Origin of the sequence: Agrobacterium sp., from assembly GCF_032092815.1 — a bacterium.
Lineage (GTDB): Bacteria > Pseudomonadota > Alphaproteobacteria > Rhizobiales > Rhizobiaceae > Agrobacterium.
In genome coordinates this window covers 23931-43282 of record NZ_DAMDBP010000028.1, presented here as the reverse complement: position 1 = coordinate 43282, position 19352 = coordinate 23931, and the positions used below count along the sequence as shown (strand labels likewise).

15 protein-coding genes, 1 tRNA gene and 1 riboswitch are annotated in these 19352 nt (G+C 55.6%); of the genes, 8 read left to right on the top strand and 8 right to left on the bottom strand.

The window, feature by feature from the left end; genetic code table 11:
- Positions 1-346: STAS domain-containing protein (locus RT613_RS16165; protein ID WP_313616939.1), on the bottom strand; the 346-nt coding region annotated here is incomplete at its 3' end.
- A 141-nt stretch (positions 347-487) separates the two neighbouring features.
- Here RT613_RS16165 and dgcA point away from each other — a divergent pair.
- Positions 488-1471, top strand: coding sequence for an N-acetyl-D-Glu racemase DgcA (gene dgcA, locus RT613_RS16160; protein WP_313616938.1), 984 nt, complete (start codon positions 488-490; stop codon positions 1469-1471).
- Between the two features lie 77 nt (positions 1472-1548).
- Here dgcA and RT613_RS16155 read toward each other — a convergent pair whose 3' ends face one another.
- Positions 1549-2379 (bottom strand): UDP-2,3-diacylglucosamine diphosphatase, encoded by an 831-nt coding sequence (locus RT613_RS16155; RefSeq protein WP_313616936.1) that lies wholly within the window; start codon positions 2377-2379, stop codon positions 1549-1551.
- 199 nt (positions 2380-2578) lie between these two features.
- Here RT613_RS16155 and RT613_RS16150 point away from each other — a divergent pair, with 199 nt between their 5' ends.
- A complete protein-coding gene (locus RT613_RS16150; RefSeq protein WP_313616934.1) occupies positions 2579-4888 on the top strand; it encodes an NADP-dependent malic enzyme in 2310 nt (769 codons plus the stop codon).
- 192 nt (positions 4889-5080) lie between these two features.
- Complete coding sequence (locus RT613_RS16145; RefSeq protein ID WP_409558838.1) at positions 5081-6163, top strand: DUF2865 domain-containing protein; 1083 nt, start codon at positions 5081-5083, stop codon at positions 6161-6163.
- A gap of 30 nt (positions 6164-6193) precedes the next feature.
- Here RT613_RS16145 and bluB read toward each other — a convergent pair whose 3' ends face one another.
- A complete protein-coding gene (bluB, locus tag RT613_RS16140) occupies positions 6194-6880 on the bottom strand; it encodes a 5,6-dimethylbenzimidazole synthase (RefSeq protein ID WP_313616933.1) in 687 nt (228 codons plus the stop codon).
- 80 nt (positions 6881-6960) lie between these two features.
- Positions 6961-7146, bottom strand: a riboswitch (cobalamin riboswitch).
- 40 nt (positions 7147-7186) lie between these two features.
- On the bottom strand, positions 7187-8017 hold the full coding sequence (locus RT613_RS16135; RefSeq protein WP_313616931.1) for a TolB family protein: 831 nt from the start codon (positions 8015-8017) through the stop codon (positions 7187-7189).
- Positions 8018-8199: 182 nt separating this feature from the next.
- Between RT613_RS16135 and RT613_RS16130 the strand changes: the two genes are divergently transcribed.
- Positions 8200-8577, top strand: a complete 378-nt coding sequence (locus tag RT613_RS16130; RefSeq protein WP_313616929.1) for a glyoxalase superfamily protein — start codon at positions 8200-8202, stop codon at positions 8575-8577.
- A 384-nt stretch (positions 8578-8961) separates the two neighbouring features.
- Here RT613_RS16130 and RT613_RS16125 read toward each other — a convergent pair whose 3' ends face one another.
- Positions 8962-10641 (bottom strand): NAD+ synthase, encoded by a 1680-nt coding sequence (locus tag RT613_RS16125; protein ID WP_313616928.1) that lies wholly within the window; start codon positions 10639-10641, stop codon positions 8962-8964.
- Positions 10642-10838: 197 nt separating this feature from the next.
- Between RT613_RS16125 and RT613_RS16120 the strand changes: the two genes are divergently transcribed.
- The 4 genes from RT613_RS16120 (at position 10839) to sthA (ending at position 15718) form a co-directional block, all read left to right on the top strand.
- Positions 10839-12806: an LTA synthase family protein gene (locus RT613_RS16120; RefSeq protein WP_409558837.1), complete on the top strand. Its 1968-nt coding sequence runs from the start codon at positions 10839-10841 to the stop codon at positions 12804-12806.
- Between the two features lie 66 nt (positions 12807-12872).
- Positions 12873-13409: a DUF1003 domain-containing protein gene (locus RT613_RS16115; protein ID WP_313616927.1), complete on the top strand. Its 537-nt coding sequence runs from the start codon at positions 12873-12875 to the stop codon at positions 13407-13409.
- 95 nt (positions 13410-13504) lie between these two features.
- Complete coding sequence (locus tag RT613_RS16110; protein WP_313616925.1) at positions 13505-14065, top strand: tyrosine-protein phosphatase; 561 nt, start codon at positions 13505-13507, stop codon at positions 14063-14065.
- 246 nt (positions 14066-14311) lie between these two features.
- The gene (sthA, locus tag RT613_RS16105; protein WP_313616923.1) at positions 14312-15718 is read left to right on the top strand and encodes a Si-specific NAD(P)(+) transhydrogenase; all 1407 of its coding nucleotides are present in this window, start codon (positions 14312-14314) and stop codon (positions 15716-15718) included.
- A 21-nt stretch (positions 15719-15739) separates the two neighbouring features.
- On the opposite strand, the gene RT613_RS16100 is transcribed toward sthA, so the two are convergent.
- The 3 genes from RT613_RS16100 to RT613_RS16090 form a co-directional block, all read right to left on the bottom strand.
- Complete coding sequence (locus tag RT613_RS16100; RefSeq protein WP_313616921.1) at positions 15740-16399, bottom strand: hypothetical protein; 660 nt, start codon at positions 16397-16399, stop codon at positions 15740-15742.
- A gap of 450 nt (positions 16400-16849) precedes the next feature.
- Positions 16850-18271 (bottom strand): trigger factor, encoded by a 1422-nt coding sequence (gene tig, locus RT613_RS16095; protein WP_313616919.1) that lies wholly within the window; start codon positions 18269-18271, stop codon positions 16850-16852.
- 189 nt (positions 18272-18460) lie between these two features.
- A tRNA-Leu gene (locus tag RT613_RS16090) sits at positions 18461-18545 on the bottom strand.
- Positions 18546-19352: the final 807 nt, after the last annotated feature.

Below are 19352 nucleotides of genomic sequence, written 5' to 3'. Positions count from 1 at the left end.
TGTCGGCAGGAGGACCAGCCTCATCCGGCAGTGCTTCAATCAGTTCTTCAACCTGCTTGTTGTCGCCGGTAAAGTTGACCGTGCCGCCGCTCTTGCCCAATTCATTGCGGAATTTCTGGATGATCCAGGCACCTGCTGTATCGACGCGGCCAATACCGGAAAGATCAATCTCGACAGTGCCGGATTGCGAGCGCTTTGCGGGCTGCGAAATCTCTTTCAGAACACCTGTAATGGTGTCATTGCGCCAGTCACCGCTCAGCACAAAACGTTCGGCACCGCCTGCGGAATCGGTGTCCGAAGCAATGCTCGCCAGATGGGCGTCTGTGTTGTTCTCGCGAGCTTGCATCTTTTCCTGTACGCGTGCAGCTTTGCCATCGAATCTATCGATTCATATCTTTTCATAAGATGACAAGCCATCGCAACCGGCCGGTTTTCGTGAGTTTTTTGATTTTTCGCACGTTTTCCGCACAAAATCGAAGTGTATTGCATGCCCGTTCAACTGCAGGTGACGACAGAATCCTTCCCCATATCTGGCAGCTTCACAATCTCGCGCGGCAGTAAAACCGAAGCAGAAGTGGTGACCTGCACCATAAGTGACGGCGCCTTTTCCGGGGTTGGGGAATGTGTGCCCTATCGCCGTTATGGCGAAAGCATCGAGGGCGTGATCGCCGATATTCAGGCGATATCGGCCGCAATAACAGATGGTCTGGACCGTGTAGCATTGCAAACGGTCATGAAGCCAGGTGCGGCCCGCAATGCGGTTGATTGCGCGCTTTGGGACTATGAGGCAAAACGCTCGGGCCTCAGTGTCGCCTCGCAAATCCTGCATGAACCGGCGACCCCACTGGTCACGGCCTATACAATTTCGCTCGGTGACGCCGACACGATGTATGAAAACGCAAAAGTGAATGCGCATCGACCTCTTTTGAAGATCAAACTCGGCACCGAGGACGATGAAAGCCGAATGCGCGCGGTGCGAAAGGCAGCGCCCAACAGCCGCATCATCGTTGATGCCAATGAAGGCTGGACTGACGACAACATCGAACGTCACTTGCAAATTGCCGCTGACCTCAACGTGTCGCTGATCGAACAGCCCCTGCCCGCCGGCAAGGATGACATTCTCGCCCGCATCAAACGGCAGGTGCAGATCTGTGCCGATGAAAGCGTGCATTCAACGGCTGATCTTGAAACGTTGAGAAACAGATATGACGCAATCAACATCAAGCTCGACAAAACTGGCGGCCTGACGGAAGCGCTTATGATGAAGCAGGAAGCCGTCCGGCTCGGTTACACCATCATGGTCGGCTGCATGGTGGGCACGTCACTGGCCATGGCGCCTGCGGTGCTTCTGGCGCAAGGCACGGACTATGCCGATCTCGACGGGCCATTGCTGCTGGCCAGTGACCGCGACCCGGCGCTCACCTATGACGGTTCGCTGGTACACCCGCCGGAACGGTCGCTCTGGGGCTGACGGATCTCACGCTATCATCTGAAACGACAAAAGCCGCCGTGATATCACAGCGGCTTTTTATTGGACGGTATCATCGATCAGGCAGCGCGCATCGGGAATGGCGGCAGAGCAATCGGCTCTTCATGCTCAATGTTTTCCGGGTTTTCTTCGGCCTGCATCCAGGTGATCAACTCAAAGCTGCCATCTTCGTTTTCGGCAATTGCCGTACAGCTTTCTACCCAGTCACCGGTGTTGATGTAACGGATACCGTCCATCTCGCTGATCACGGCGTGGTGGATATGGCCACAGATCACGCCATCCACTTCATTGCGCTTGGCTTCATCCACGACAACGCGCTGGAACTCGCCAATGAAATTGACGGCGTGTTTGACCTGCAGCTTGGCCCAGGCCGAAAATGACCAGTATGGCAGGCCAATACGGCGGCGAACCGCTGCCAGCATGACATTGATGGCGATGGCGGCATCATAGGCCCAGTCACCGAGGTAGGCGAGCAGGCGCGCATTGCGCACCACAACGTCAAACTCGTCACCATGGATGATCAGGTATTTCTTGCCGTCACCCGCCTCATGCACCATGCGTTCGGCCACTTCGATGCCGCCGAAATGCGATCCGGGAAACTCTCTCAGAAACTCATCATGATTTCCGGGAATGTAGATGATGCGGGCACCCTTGCGCGCCTTGCGCAACAGTTTCTGCACCACGTCATTGCACCCTTGCGGCCAGTACCAGTTACGACGCAGGCGCCAGCCATCAATAATGTCGCCCACCAGAATAATCGTGTCAGCATCATGATGACGTAGAAAATCCAGGAGGTAGTCGGTTTTGGCAGCCTTGGAGCCAAGGTGCACGTCCGAGATGAATAAGGTTCTGAAATGTCTGGTTTCCATTTGCCGGGCCACGGAACACATCCCCCTGTCTTGGCAATCAAACTACACACTCCAGAACCAGAGTCGTGTTTCAGCATCATGACAAAGGACTATTTTCTGCCGCAAAACCCTCTTCACCCACACTCACTTTGACACGAATCAATCTAATAACGGCTGTACCATGGGGCTGATTGATGTATTCAGAAGCCCAACGAAAACATTTGATAAAAGCGGTGCAGGAATGAATTCGCAGGATAAAAACAAAACGCAACCCAAACCGGCAAGTGCTGACCTGGACGAACAGGCGCTCTTTTTCCACCGCTATCCGCGCCCCGGCAAGCTCGAAATCCAGCCGACCAAGCCGCTTGGCAACCAGCGCGACCTGGCGCTTGCCTATTCGCCGGGCGTTGCAGCCCCCTGCCTTGCCATTCATGAAAACCCTGAGACAGCCGCCGAATATACGGCACGCGCCAATCTGGTCGCCGTTATCTCCAACGGTACGGCTGTTCTCGGTCTTGGCAATATTGGCCCGCTGGCCTCCAAGCCCGTGATGGAAGGCAAGGCCGTCCTGTTCAAGAAATTCGCCGGCATCGACGTTTTCGACATTGAAATCGACGCGCCCGGCATCAACGACATGGTCTCGACCATTTCAGCGCTGGAGCCGACCTTTGGCGGCATCAACCTTGAAGACATCAAGGCACCCGAATGTTTCGAAGTTGAGCGCCAGCTGCGCGAAAAGATGAACATTCCGGTGTTCCATGACGACCAGCACGGCACCGCCATCATCGTGGCTGCAGCGGTCATGAACGGTCTGGAACTGTCCGGCAAATCGCTGGGCAACGTCAAGATCGTCGCTTCGGGCGCCGGTGCCGCAGCCCTTGCCTGCCTTAACCTGCTGGTGTCCTTGGGCGCCAAGAAGGAAAACATCTGGGTGCACGACATAGAAGGCCTGGTTTATGAGGGCCGCAACACCCTGATGGACGAGTGGAAGGAAATCTACGCCCAGAAGAGCGACAAGCGCGTTCTGGCCGATTCCATCGAGGGTGCAGACGTGTTTCTCGGCCTGTCGGCCGCTGGTGTTCTGAAGCCTGAGCTTCTGGCACAAATGGCTGAAAAGCCGCTCATTCTGGCGCTTGCCAACCCGAACCCGGAAATCATGCCGGAAGTTGCCCGTGCAGCCCGCCCTGATGCGATGATCTGCACCAGCCGTTCGGACTATCCGAACCAGGTGAACAACGTTCTCTGCTTCCCTTACATCTTCCGCGGTGCGCTGGATTGCGGTGCCACCACCATCAACGAAGAAATGAAGATGGCCGCCGTCAAGGCGATTGCCGAACTGGCGCGTGAAGAAGTGTCTGAGGTGGCAGCCAAGGCCTATTCCGGAGACACACCGGTCTTTGGCCCGACCTACCTCATTCCGTCGCCATTCGATCCACGCCTGATCCTGCGCATTGCACCGGCTGTTGCCCGTGCAGCAGCAGCCAGCGGCGTTGCTTCGCGTCCGATCACTGATTTCGACGCCTATCTCGACCAGTTGAACCGCTTTGTCTGGCGTTCCGGTTTCGTGATGAAGCCAATCTTTGCCGCTGCAAAAACGGCTGAAAAGAAGCGCATCATCTTCTCGGAAGGCGAAGACGAACGCGTGCTGCGTGCCGCCCAGGTTCTTCTGGAAGAAGGCACTGGCGTACCGATCCTGATCGGTCGTCCGCAGATCATCGAATCCCGCCTCAAGCGTTTCGGTCTGCGCATTCGCCCGCATACGGACTTTGCCGTCGTCAATCCGGAAGACGATCCACGTTACCGCGAATATGTCGATGACTACTTCGCGCTGGTTGGCCGCATGGGTATCAACCCGGAAGCAGCCCGCACCATCGTTCGTACCAACACCACCGTTATCGGTGCGCTGTCGGTCAAGCGTGGTGAAGCAGACGCGCTGATCTGCGGTCTTGAAGGCCGTTTTGACCGTCACCTGCGTGACGTGAACCAGATCATCGGCAAGAAAAAGGACGTGCGTGCATTCTCCGGCCTCAGCCTGATCATCTCGCAGCGTGGCGCAACCTTCTTCAGCGACACCTTCGTGACCTACAATCCAACGGCCGAGGAAGTGGCTGAAAGCACCATTCTGGCCGCACAGGAAATCCGCCGCTTCGGTATCACGCCAAAGGCCGCTCTGATCAGCCACTCCAACTTCGGTTCGCGTGATTCGGAAAGCGCCCGCAAGATGCGCGACGCCTTGCAGATCGTGCGTGAAAATGCACCAGAGCTGGAAGTCGACGGCGAAATGCAGGGTGGTGCAGCCCTGACGGAAAGCCTGCGCAAGCGCGCCATGCCAAACAGCACGCTGTCTGGTGAAGCAAACCTGCTGGTGTTCCCGAACCTGGATGCGGCGAATATTTCACTCGGTCTGGTTCGTACCATGACGGATGCGCTGCATGTTGGCCCGATCCTGCTCGGCACGGCTCTGCCCGCGCATATCCTGTCGCCAACCGTCACATCGCGCGGTGTGGTCAACATGGCAGCACTGGCTGTCGTGGAAGCCTCGCACCCGTAATGTGGACGCTAAACCTGCGTTAACGCAGTTTTGAATTGCCGATTGCCGCAACTGCCTCATTTATATGATAACAATCTGATGAATGAGGCGATTGCGGCATCTTTTATGCTCCCTTTCGATCGATGACCGCTCAAGGCAAGGCGGACAAACGCAACCTAACTGGAAACAGCCAACTGGAAGCGAAACGAACAGGTGACAGCTCTGAAACTGCGTAAACTGACATTGCTGTTATTGCCGGCGCTGGCCGCCACCCTGCCTGCCAGTGCCTTTGCCGCATCCATTTGTGACGATCTGAGACAGCAGCTGCGCGCACCGACCGAGGTGATCGGCAACACCGCAGAAGTGCGCCACTATGCCAGCGCGCTGACCCGCCAGAACATCATCATCCGCAAGATCCGAAACGACCTGCGCGCCTATGGCTGCTCCAGCGGCAGTGTCATCGTTTATGGCGGCGAAAATGCCCAGCTGTGCGCGCAGATCGAGGATGCGCTGTATGACGCCGAAGCTGAGCGTGAAGAGCTGCTGGCAGCGCGTGACCACATGGTGCAGATGCAGCGCAATCGCAGCGCTGACCGCCAGCAGATCATGGCAGCGCTGGATGCCAATGGCTGTTTTGACGAGCGCCCGCAGTCGGCGGCCGTTAACCCGAATGACCAGACCGAGGAATTTGCCCCACCCGGCATGATCGAGGTGGACCCGAACCGCCAGCCAATGTTCATGCCACCCATGGAAAGTGGTCTCAGAACGTTGTGCGTGCGCACCTGTGATGGCGCCTTCTTCCCGATCTCATCCAATGCATCGCCGCTGGATTTCCGCCGTCAGGCTGCTGTCTGCGACCAGATGTGCCCTGGCGTCGATACCGAGCTATATTACCACTCCCTGCAGGGTCAGGAGAGTGCGGACATGATTTCGGCCGAGACCGGCAGGCCTTACAAGGATCTGCCAACCGCCTTTGCTTATCGCAACACCTCGGCTGCGACCCGCTCGCCATCCTGCACCTGCAACATGGCCTCCTATTTCGACCAGATGAAAAAACAGGGCGAAGCCAACCAGTCCAAACCGGCTGAACCCTATTCCGGCGTAACAGACATCAAGACGCCGAATGCGCAGAAGAAGCAGGAAGAAACCCCGGTTGTCGCAGCCCCCATTGAGCGCGACTACGATCCGAAAAACAGCAAGGTTCGCGTGGTCGGCCCGCAATTCCTGCCCGAGGAAACCAGCCGGATCGATCTGCACAACCCGGCTCTCAAGGGCGCGCAGCCCCAGCAGCAATAAGCGACTGACGTCAGCTGTTATCTGCCGTTATCAGCTCTTGCCCCACTGATCGCGAAAGATCAGCTCGTCCAGCGGCAGCCGTTTGGCCCAGCCCTTCACCGCAAGCTCCGGCTCGCCATAGAGCTGATTGACGTAACCGAGGCATAACCAGGCAACGATTTCGATATGGTCAGGTATGCCCAGAATGCCGCGTATATCCGCATCATGGAAAATGCTGACCCAGCCGACGCCAACCCCTTCGGCACGGGCTGCCAGCCATAGGTTCTGCACGGCGCAAACGGTGGAATAGACATCCATGCGCGGATTGTGGGTACGCCCCAGAACCACCTTGCCGCCGCGCGTCGGATCGCAGGTCACACAGATGCTGAGCGGTGCCGTGCGAATACCCTCAAGCTTGAGGCTGCGATACAGGCTTTGCCTGTCATCCTCAAACAGCAGGGCCGCCTCCTCATTGGCGCGGGCAAAGGCCTGCCAGGCGGACTGGCGCACGGTCTCATCGCTGACCAGAGTGAAATTCCATGGCTGCATGAAACCGACCGATGGTGCTGCATGGGCAGCGGACAGAAGCCGCTTAACCAGATCATCCGGCAGCGGATCAGGCAAAAACTCGTTGCGCACGTCACGGCGTGTTTCAATGGCCCGGTAAACGGCTGCCTTGTCGTCACAGGAAAAAGCGCCGGCCGCGTGGCGGGCTTCAGAAAACGGATCGTCCTGCATCGTTAATCCCCAACAATGCTGATGCCCGGCAGATCCAGAAAGAACCCACCCGGCCAGAAACCATCCCGCCGTCCATACGGGGCTGGTCTATTGTGTCTGGCCGGTCTTCTGGCTTGGCATCTTCCGTCTGCCGCCGCCTTCCCGGATCAATCCAGTGGCATCTGCGCGACAAACGTCCGCCTTACAGCGTTGGGCACGCTCCGGTCTTGCACCGGATTCCCGATTCTCCCGCACGTCGTGCAGGCACCTGACGGCAGTGCTTATGTCCGCTGCATCAGCCAAATGCAAGCACGCGTGCATGCAGCGTCAGATCGCCGGGAAATACCTGACGTAAGCGAACTCATCACCATCCGGCGACCAGTTGGGCGAGTTCATGGTGCCCTGCCCGCCAAACAGCTCAAACAGTGTTTCCACATTGCCGCCATCGGTATCCATCAGTCGCACCCGCACATCGAGATCACGCGGGTGGTCGAACACATCGGCGTCATAGGAGATGAACACCACCTTGTCGCCCTTTGGCGAGGGATGCGGAAACCAGTCGCCGAAACTGCTGTCAGTGATACGCTCAACCGCTGAACCATCGGTCCTCACACGCCAGATCTGCATCAGGCCGGTGCGGCTGGAATTGAAGTAGATCCACTGGCCATCTGCGGAATAATCCGGCCCGTCATTGCGGCCTTCACCATGCGTAAGACGTGATTCAACTTCGCTTTCTATGTCCATGGAATATATATCAAAAACCTGATCGCGAATGCCACAATAGGCGAATGATTTTCCATCAGGCGACCAGCCATGCCAATAGGATGGCAGGTTGTGTGTCATCAGCCTTGGCGCACCGCCGTCAGCCGACAAAAGATAGATTGCGCTCTTGCCAAACTCCACCTTGTCGGAAATGGCATAGGTGCTGCCATCCGGTGAAATGCCGTGATCGTTGTTGCATGACGTCGCAAAGCCGGTGTCGACCTTTACGGGTGTGGGATCACCGGAAAGCGGCAGCCGGTAGATCAGCCCATCGGCGTTGAGCAACAGATATTTGCCATCCGGCGACCAATTGGGCGCTTCAAATAACTCAGGGGTCTGCCAGACCACCCGCATCTGCCTTGTGCGGATATTGTAGATTTCGACGGAACTGCGCACGCATCCTCCCTGGATTGCTGAACAACAGGATTGGGCGGACATTTCATTGGCCTCGCCCGACACCTTCCCATACTGATCCTATTGCTGCAGGCACCGTCCTGCAAATTCAAATAAGGAGAACAGCAGCGTTTCGGCACGGTCCGTTTACCCTGCCCCGATTCTTCCAAATTCGAGGTTCCGCGATGAATACCATCGCCGATCAAGGCATCCGTTTTGACCGGATTGCCGCCATGCTACCCGTCAAGGACATTCAAAAGGCACATGACTTTTATGTTGGTGTGCTTGGCTTCACCAAGACCTTTGAAAACGGCAATCCCGTCGGTTTCATGATCCTGAAACAGGGCAATGCCGAGCTGCATCTGACCCTGCAGCCGCCACACAAGGCAGCCCCCTTCAACGTGACCCACATGATGGTGAGTGATGTGGAGGCGCTGCATGCGCTGTGCAAAAAACAAGGCCTGCGCATCATCAAAGGTCTGCAAGACAAGGATTATGGCCTGCGCGCCTTCGTGTTTGAAGACCCGGATGGCAACCGCATCGATGTTGGGCAAGCCATTTGAATGACCAACAATAGGTGAGTGGCCGCACCAACCAGTTTCTCGACGTCATCCTCGCCCTTGTGGCGAGGATCTAAGCCGGTTCCAAATATGCAACGTAACTGGTTTCTCGGGACAAGCCCTAGAATGACGTCGAGTGGGTGGATGCGGCACCGGCAACGTCCACGAATAGAAGACACTCTAGGTGCAAAGAGCAACCCAACCGCTCCTCATTCCTGTACTCGTTACAGGAATCCAGGCCCAGCCCAAGTCTTTGGGTTAAAAAGACCTTCTGTCGCGCAGACGCGTGTCGACTGGATCTGTGTGGCAAGCACAGAGATGAGGGAAGTTTGTTGCGACAACCCACCACACAAAAACGGCGCGGTTTGAGCCGCGCCGTTGTTATTCCTACCGGTCTCTGAACCGGTTGGTGATCGGGTAACGACGATCACGGCCGAAGTTCTTTTTGGTGATCTTCACACCCGGTGCAGACTGGCGGCGTTTGTATTCCGCCAGATACAGCAGATGTTCGATACGGTGTACGGTCGTAACGTCATGGCCGCGTGCCACAATGTCTTCCACCGACATTTCCTGCTCCACCAGGCATTCCAGAATATCATCGAGCACCGGATATGGCGGCAGCGAATCCTGGTCGGTCTGGTTTGGACGCAGTTCGGCCGATGGTGCCTTGGACAGGATATTGGCCGGAATGACCTCGCCAGACGGGCCCAGCGCGGTTGGTGGCACATGTTCGTTACGCCATTTGGAAATGGCGTAGACCTGCATCTTGTAGAGGTCCTTGATCGGGTTGAAGCCGCCATTCATGTCGCCATAAAGCGTGGCGTAACCCACCGACATCTCCGACTTGTTGCCAGTCGTTACCACCATGGAGCCAAACTTGTTGGAAACGGCCATCAGGATGGTGCCGCGTGTGCGGCTCTGCAGGTTTTCTTCGGTAATGCCCTCTTCCGTGCCTTCGAACAGATCAGCAAGCGAAGACAGGAACCCTTCTACCGGCTCAACAATCGGCACGATGTCGTAACGGCAGCCCAGCGCCTTGGCGCAATCAGCGGCGTCTTTCAACGATTCATCCGACGTGTAGCGATATGGCAGCATGATGCAGCGAACACGTTCTTCACCCAGCGCATCCACAGCAATGGCCGCGCAAATGGCTGAATCGATACCGCCGGACAGGCCAAGAACCACACTCTTGAAGCCGTTCTTGTTGACGTAATCGCGGAAGCCCAAGAGGCAAGCGCGGTAATCGGCTTCTTCACCTTCCGGGATTTTCGACATTGGACCGCTATCGCAGCGCCAGCCGTTTTCGGTGCGCTTCCAGTCGGTCACAGCCAGTGTTGCCTCAAACTGGCTCATCTGAAAGGCAAGGCTCTTGTCGGCATTGAAGGCAAAACTTGCGCCGTCAAACACCAGTTCGTCCTGCCCGCCCAGCTGGTTTGCAAAAATCAGCGGCAGGTTGGTTTCAATGACCTGGCGCAGCGCCACCTGATGGCGCACATCCACCTTGCCGCGATAATAGGGCGAGCCATTGGGCACCAGCAGCAGTTCAGCGCCGGTTTCCGCCAGCGTTTCACACACGCCCATGTCATTCCAGATCTCTTCGCAGATCGGAACACCGAGCCTGACGCCACGGAAATTGACCGGACCTGGCATTTCGCCGGCCACAAACACACGCTTTTCATCAAACTCGCCGTAGTTTGGCAGATCGATTTTGTCGCGCAACATCAATATCTTGCCGCCATCCAGCACGGCGACAGAGTTGTGACGTCCGGCCTCACCTTGCCGCGGAAAACCAACGATAATGCCGGGACCACCATCAGCGGTGTCGGCAGCCAGATCTTCAACCGCCTTCAGGCAGGCATTGAGAAATGCCGGCTTCAAAACCAGGTCTTCCGGCGGGTAACCGGAGATAAAAAGCTCGGTCAACAGCAGAAGGTCAGCCCCCTGGGCTGCCGCATCCGCCCTTGCCTCACGCGCCTTGGCGAGGTTGCCCGCCACGTCGCCAACGGTCGGATTGAACTGCCCGACAGCAATTCGAAGAGTATTCGGTATGGTGTGTAAGTCGCTCATGCCTAACCATTAACGCGTGCCGCCTCACTCCGCAATCAAGGATGAGAAGTGCTGACACGCTCACGCAAATTTCATCCCGAAACACTGTGCATTTTCAACAGTTCATGTCGCGTTCATGAAACTTATGTGACAGTTACATGACACAACCATGACAGATCATTTCATGATTCTGTAATCATACCGCCGGAGTGACGACATTGACGAAATCGGTTCCCGAGATTGAGGAATCCGAGAGGGCAGGCTTTGCCCTTTCAAGACCCAGCATCAAACGCTTCACCTCTGTTGTGAGTGAAGCAAGCTTTGTGCTGAATACCGTCCTTGGCGCGCTCCTTCTGGTGGTTATCCTGGAATGGATCGCACGCGGCACGCTGACAGATGTCGGCAGCTTTCTGACGTCCACGGCACGTCCTGGCATGACAACGGTTGCGGCGATCTTCCTGGCGATGATTGCGCTGGATGCGATTTTTGGCCGACACTACCAGTCCTTCATCATTGCCGTGCCAGCCCTTCTCATTCCGGCGTTCATTTCCAGCCAGAAGCAGTTTTACCTGTCCGACCCGCTCTACCCGTCAGACATGCTGTTTGGCCGGCAGATCTTCCAGTTGCTGCCTGCCATGTTGCAGGCCCGGCCCATGGCCGCCGTTGGTGTGTTTGCGGGCATCGTGATTTCGATCGTCGCAATCATCTGGACGGCCCGTTTCATCTACAAGGCATCGCCATCGCTATCGCGCACCGGCCGCATCTGGCGGCTGGCGCTGGCTGTGCCTGTGTTGGCCGGTCTTGGTTCGCTGATGGAATATTCGCAATATTCCTGGATTCGCGACCGTCTGAACATCATTCCGATGATGTGGGACCAGAAGGAAAACTATCGCCATAACGGTTTCGTCATGGCCTTTACCTTCAACATTCCCATGGCCAATGTTTCGGCGCCAGACGCCTATAATGCCAACAACATAGCCGATATCTATGCCGATGGTTCCGCCTTTGCCGTCAACAACAGCAAACGTCCTGACGTCATCGTCATCATGAGTGAATCGCTATGGGACCCGCGCCGGCTTTCCAACGTGTCGCTGACACCGGACCCGATGCCGACCCTGCGCGCCACCCAGTCCGGCAATGTGTTTTCGCCTGAATTTGGCGGCATGACGGCCAATGTGGAATTTGAGGCGCTGACCGGCTTCTCCAATGCCTTCCTGCCCTATGGCAGCATTCCCTATCAGCAATATATTCGTGGGCCTGTTCCGTCGCTTGCCACCTTCTTCCGTGCAGAAGGCTATTCGGCGATTGCCATGCACCCGTTCCAGGAATGGTTCTGGAACCGCAAGGAGGTCTACAAGTCCTTCGGGTTTGAAGAATTCCGCTCGGAAGAAAACATGCCTGCCATGGAAAAGCGCGGCATCTTTGCCTCCGACGAGTCGCTGTTCGAACAAATCATGGGCGCGGCTGACAGTGCGGAAAACCCGCTGTTCCTGTTTGCCGTCACCCTGCAGGGCCACGGCCCTTACGAGGCGAACCGCTACGCCAACAACACCATTCGTGTCGATGGCAAGGGTAACCTTTCACCGGCCGCCGAAGAGGCGCTGTCAACCTATGCACAGGGCGTCAACGAGGCTGACAAGAGCATGTCGCGCCTGATCGACTGGGCCAAGAAACGCAATCGCGAAACCATTATCGTGACCTTTGGCGACCACCTGCCACCGCTTGGCCGGGCGTTTGTGGAAAGCGGCTACATGCCCGGCATGGTGGCAACACGTCGCGCGCCTCTGGACGTGATGAAAAAGGAACATGAAACACCGCTGGTCGTGTGGTCTTCGAAAACGGGCACACGCAAGAACATCGGCTCCATCAGCCCTGCCCTGTTGCCGTACCACATTCTGAAAACCGCCGGCATGGATGACCCGTTCTATACCGGCATGCTGGGACGCGTGCAAAAGCAGTATCCGGTCGTGGATCGCCACATGCTGGTCGACGCCAAACAAAACGGCATTGCCGACTGGTCGATCTCATCCAAGTCCATCCCGTCGGTCATCCGCGATTATCGCCTGCTGCAATATGACATGATGTTTGGTGAGAAACACGGCCAGAGCCGTTTCTTCCCCGGCTTCGACTGGCTGAACAACCCGGACAAATGGACAGAGACACGAGTGCCTGCCGAAAGCAGTTGAACCGAAGCAGCGCAAACGCTTATCTCTTCGTCAGCAGCCCATACAGGTACATGACGGAGAGAAAGCGTGTCCCATATTCATGAAGCCATTGTTTCGCGCCTGAAAAGCTCCAAAAAAGACATTGGAGACGTTGAGAAACGCATTCTCAACATTGCCAAGAACCAGCAATTTGTCAGCACGGATACCAATGCAGAATTTTCAGCCAGTGCATCGACTGGAGAAAACCTGGCGGATGCCATTGCCAGAATTGGCGGCTCCTGGGGCTTCATCATTGGTTTTATCGCCTTTCTCGTTGCCTGGGCAGTCATCAACGTGGTTGTGCTGACCCGCGATGCCTTCGACCCCTATCCCTTTGTGTTCCTCAATCTGATCCTGTCGATGCTGGCGGCCATTCAGGCGCCGATCATCATGATGTCGCAGAACCGTCAGGCAATGCGCGATCGCTTCGAGGCTGCCAAGGACTACGAAGTGAACCTCAAGGCGGAACTGGAAGTGTTTGCGCTTCACCAGAAAATCGACATGCGCGTGCTGGCGGAACTGGCAGCATTAAGGGAAGACATGGCAAACCTTCGCGCAGAACTCAATGCGCAGAAAAAGCCCTGAAAACATGGGCTCTTTGCCTTCAAATAACCGCTACAAACTTTTGCCATAGATAGGGAATTCAACAGCGATAAGCGGTGACATCTGGAGCAAAGGTCATGAAGCAATTGAAAAAAGGATTTTTCATTTGCCTGGGCATGCTTGCCTGTCTTGGCCTCTACCTCGGTTACATCCATCTGACCGGCAATATCCACGCCATCGTCAAGGATGAGGCCTATCGTTCAGCGCAGCTTTCGCCTGAACTGCTCGGCAAAACCGTGCATCAATATGGGATAAAGACCGTACTGAACCTGCGCGGTGAAAACACCGGTTCTGCCTGGTATGATAATGAAATTGACGAAACGAGACGCCTTGGCATCACCCATGTCGACTTCCGCATGTCTGCGGCAACCGAGCTTACCTTTGACGAGGCAAGCAAACTGATCGCCATCATGAAGGATGCGCCAAAACCCCTTCTCATTCACTGCAAGGCCGGCGCCGACAGGACGGGACTGGCTTCCGCGCTTTACATGGCCGCCATATCCAAAATGGGTGAAGATGCGGCCGAACAGCAGATTTCCATCCGATATGGCCATTTCTCGCTGCCCTTCACCTCGGTATTTGCCATGGACCGAACTTTCGAGATGATGGAGCCGTCGCTCGGTTTTCCAAACTCGTAAGGTCGAAAACCAACGCCGATCTGTGAATATTTATTTTCGCAAAACCGTCATTCGGTTACGAATCCGTCAGACTCATTCGCTACAGATTGACGCAGGCGATTGTTGCAGTGCACTCTTGGCGCAGCAATGGCGGGCGGATTCGGTTATCGCCTGACGTAGATGGCATCATGACATCTCCACCGGAAGCCCTTCAAACACGGGGATACCCCCCGTGACCTTTAAAACTTCATCGTTTCGAGGCTTTGCATGAATCAATACGATCTCATCGTTGTCGGAAGTGGCCCGGCAGGACGTCGCGCCGCCATTCAGGCAGCAAAACTGGAAAAGAAAGTTCTGGTTATCGAAAAAGGTTCACGCGTTGGCGGCGTTTCGGTGCATACCGGCACCATTCCCTCCAAGACGCTTCGTGAAACGGCACTGAACCTGACTGGCTGGCGTGAACGTGGTTTCTACGGCCGCTCCTACCGTGTCAAGCAGGAGATCAACGCCGAAGATCTTCGTCGCCGTCTGTTGATCACACTCGACCACGAGGTGGAAGTTCTGGAGCATCAGTTTGCCAGAAACCGTGTGCAGCACCTGCGCGGCAAGGCGACCTTTATTGATGCCAACACGCTTGAAGTCGTCAAGAACGATGGTGAAGTGCTGAAAGTGACCGGCACCTCTATTCTGCTGGCCATCGGTACCCGACCCTACCGTCCGCCGCATGTCCCCTTTGACCATGAGGCCATTCTCGACAGCGACGAAATTCTTGAAATCAAGGAGTTGCCTCGCTCGATGATCGTGATTGGTGCCGGGGTTATCGGCATTGAATATGCCACGATCTTCAGCGCGCTCGACACCCAGGTGACGGTGGTTGAGCCGCGCGATTCAATGCTGGAATTTATCGACAAGGAAATTGTCGAAGACTTCGCCTATCAGCTGCGCGACCGCAACATGAAGCTGATCTTTGGCCAGAAGGCCGAAAAGATCGAGCGTGAAGACAACGGCAAGTGCAAGGTCACGCTCAGCAATGGCCGTATCCTGCATGCCGAGACCGTGTTGTTTGCCGCCGGTCGCGTTGGTGCAACCGATACGCTCAACCTGACGGCCTGTGGCCTTGAGGCAGACAACCGTGGCCGCCTGAAGGTCGACCCGGAAACCTTCCAGACCTCGGTTCCCAATATTTACGCCGCCGGTGACGTGATCGGTTTCCCAAGCCTTGCCTCGACCTCGATGGAACAGGGCCGTATTGCCGCCCGCCACGCGGTTGGCGCACCGGCAAGCGAACCACCGCAGTTCTTCCCCTACGGCATCTATGCCGTGCCTGAGATCTCCACCTGCGGTTTGACCGAAGAGGAAGTGACCGAACGGGGCATTCCCTATGAATGCGGCATTGCGCATTTCCGCGAAACGTCACGTGGCCACATCATGGGTCTCGATACCGGTCTGTTGAAAATGATCTTTTCGATGAAGACGCGCCGCCTGCTTGGCGTCCATATCGTCGGTGAAGGTGCAACCGAGCTGGTGCATATCGGCCAGGCGGTGCTGAACCTCAAAGGCACTGTCGAATATTTCGTCGAAAACACCTTCAATTACCCGACCCTTGCCGAAGCCTACAAGATTGCTGGCCTTGACGCATGGAACCGCATGGGTGAACTGAAAAAGGAAGCGTAAGGCAGTTTTGCCTTACCGTCGCTACCAGCGGATACTGTAACGGGCGCTGATGCCGGGGCGAAAACGATCTTCGTAACCCTGCTTCAGCGTTCCGGTCAACGTAATGTGGTCGCCCAGTCGCTGCTCGACAGCGACATCCGAACTGAACTCCGAAAACGTGTCACGACTATTGGCCTGCAGCACGAAGCTGGTGCCGGTTTCTGAGCGCGTCAGCCGCAGGGACTGGGACACATTGACACCGCTCCATTGCTGGGCTGACCCATCATAGCGCATGGTGACGTTGCGGTTTGTCTCCACATCCAGTTCCGTGGTGACAATGCGCTTTTGAGTAGAGGTCATCGTGATCGAGCCTGAACCGGTCAGCGCATTCATCAGCACTCCTATGTCGCGCGCCATGGAAACACCGGGCAGGTTTTCCGACAGCAATGTGAGGCTGCCCCACAGGCGCACCGGCGAATCGACGATGGCGCCGCCCTTTGTGGCATTCATGCCCATTTCCAGCCCTGCCCTGATCGGCGTGTCAGTTGGCAGCTTTGCACCGATCCTGGCAGTATAGGACCGATCACTGTTCTTGACAGGATTCCAGATCAGCCCCTTTTCATCGGCCAGCGTCACACCGGGGTAGACGACCAGTGCGGCGATGACCACGGAAACACGCTTACAGCTCGCTGCATACATCATTGCGCCCTCAATCTTCTCAGGGCATCAAAGCATGCGTCATCACGCAGTACCCTGACGCAAAACCCGTTGAATTTTGGCATCGGCCCAATGCAAACCTGAAACGGTCCACGCCGATGCGACAGAGTGCGGAACACATCCGGCACTACGCAGGCGAAAGCCATGCTGCAACAAGCAGGCCTAACGCCAACCGCCGTAAACGGCAGTACGCCATCCCTCACCCACATCGATCAGATGTGACACGATAACGATGCCCCAAGGGTGCCAGATGAACGGGAGATGAACAAGACCCAAGGCCGTTCACGATATTGTTTGCTATGCAGCGTGATATTTTTGCAATTGCGAATAGTCGAAACTATGAGGGAAAGTTGCAGTAACGGAAAATATCAAAACAAAAAGGCCGCAGCGTGTGCTGCGGCCTTTTTAAAATCATCATCCGTTGGATGAAAAGAATTACTCGGCGTCGCCTTCAGCTGCCTTCTTCTTAGGAGCAGCCTTCTTCTTTGCCGGAGCCTTCTTCTTGGTTTCCGTTGCTTCTTCAGCGTCGTCAGCCAGCAGTTCTTCCTTGGAAACGGTCTTGTCCGTTACCGAGATTTCGCCGAGCAGCTTGTCGATGACCTTCTCTTCGAAGATTGGTGCACGCAGCGAAGCGGAAGCGCCTGGGGTGTTGCGGAAGAAATCCAGGATTTCCTTCTGCTGGCCAGGGAACTGCTGCAGCTGCTGGAACAGCGCGCGCTGCATTTCTTCTTCGGTTACTTCAACATTTGCCTTCTCGCCGATTTCGGAGAGAACGAGGCCGAGACGAACGCGGCGCTCAGCAAGCTTGCGGTATTCTTCGCGTGCTTCTTCTTCCGTGGTGTCTTCGTCAGCAAAGGTCTTGCCGGACTGAGCGAGATCGGTGTTGATCTGACGCCAGATGTTGTCGAACTCGGCATCAACCAGACCAGCCGGTGTGTCGAACTTGTACATTTCGTCCAGCTGATCAAGAATCTGACGCTTTACCTTCTGGCGCGTTACGTTGCTGTACTGGCTTTCGATCTGGCCACGAACGATTTCCTTCAGCTTTTCAGCCGATTCGAGGCCGAGCTTGGAAGCCAGTTCGTCGTTGATTTCAACAGCAGCAGCGGCAGCAACTTCCTTGACGGTGATGTCGAAGGCAGCTTCCTTGCCAGCAAGATTTGCAGCTGGGTAATCAGCAGGGAACGTAACAGTGATGGTCTTTTCGTCGCCAGCCTTGACGCCAACGAGCTGGTCTTCGAAGCCAGGAATGAAACGGCCCGAACCAAGAACCAGTTCTGCATCTTCAGCAGCGCCACCGTCAAAAGCAACGCCGTCGACCTTGCCGAGGTAGTTCATGGTAACGCGGTCGCCTTCAGCGGCCTTGCCCTTCTTGGTTTCGTAAGAGCGGGCGCTCTCAGCAACCTTGAGGATCTGTTCGTTGACTTCGTCTTCCGACACTTCAACAACTTCGCGGGTAACCTTGATGCTGTCGTTGGACTTCAGCTCGATTGCTGGAATCACTTCGTAGGTCAGGGTGAATTCGAGATCAGCATCGCCGTTCAGGATCTTGTCGGCTTCTGCTTCATCTTCGGTCATCGCGATGGAAGGCTGCGTTGCAGACTTTTCACCACGGCCGGTCAGGATTTCAGACGGCTTCTGACGGATCAGGTCGTTGACCAGTTCAGCCATGATCGACTTGCCATAAACCTTCTTGAGGTGTGCGGCAGGAACCTTGCCTGGACGGAAGCCGTTGAGGCGGACCTTGTCCTTGGCGTCAGCAAGACGCTCGTCGAGGCGAGACTTCATCTCGTCAGCCGGAATAACTACCTTGATTTCGCGCTTCAGCCCTTCAGCGAGCGTTTCGATAACCTGCATTTTCGTACCTTCACATCATGGCGGCAGTGCTCAGACAGCCGTTGGTTACTTTGAGCACGACGCCGGAAACTAAACCCGGACGTGGCTATATATACTTCATGCACAAATTTTTTGCCGAGCAAAAACTGCGCTTGAGCCAAAGAAGCGGCAAAGCACAAAGCTTCACACATGCTCCTTAAGCGATTCAGATGGTGCGGGTAGAGGGACTCGAACCCCCACAACTCTCGTCGCCAGAACCTAAATCTGGTGCGTCTACCAATTCCGCCATACCCGCGCTCTTGAATCCTGCATAAACAACATCTGGCACATGAGGCCTTCCGGAGCGCGCGTCTCTATATCATCCGTTTTCAGGAGTTCAAAGGAAAAATGACACTTATTCGTCGTCATCCAGCAGCTATGTGCATTATCCCGCCATTCCCGGTGTAAATAAAGAAGGGCTGCGATCGCGTCCCATATCTTTTAAGTCGAGCAAGGCACAACAAGCGGCGACCGGAAGCCACAAAGCACCCCGTCCTCCCCTCACAATCCATGTCTGGTGGCGACTCATTATACAGGTAGCGCCAAAGGCAGAGATATAGGACCCGCAGCATCCCGCCCCCTGCCCGCGTCTGCCGCCAGGCAAACAGCACAAAATTCCACAACCCGGTTCGGGAATTCGCGATATACGCAATCATTAATTGAGAATACTTCCGCAGGCTGCATTAGGCATGCGCACGCCACATACCTGCTATCCATTCGTCCAATATCCGCCAATCCTCGATCAAACAGCCGTATCGGTGCACCCAGATCGATTTAAATTTACGTTTTGCTAAGCATTCACGACAGACCAGCAAGGAAAATCGCCGAAATACGCCACTTCAAACAGCGTTTGCATCAAAAATAAGCTGTTTATTTCACCAAAACGACCGACGAAACCGCCTAGCTTTGCATTTGATGCATAGGTGTCATCTATTCTTGTTTCTGTTTGTTTTCGCTGAGATCGCTATATTCAGCCTCAGAAAACGGGTGCAGCAAAAAACACTGCAGAGCACCGCAACACAGATCAAAAAAGGATCACGATCATGAACATTACTCGCTCGCT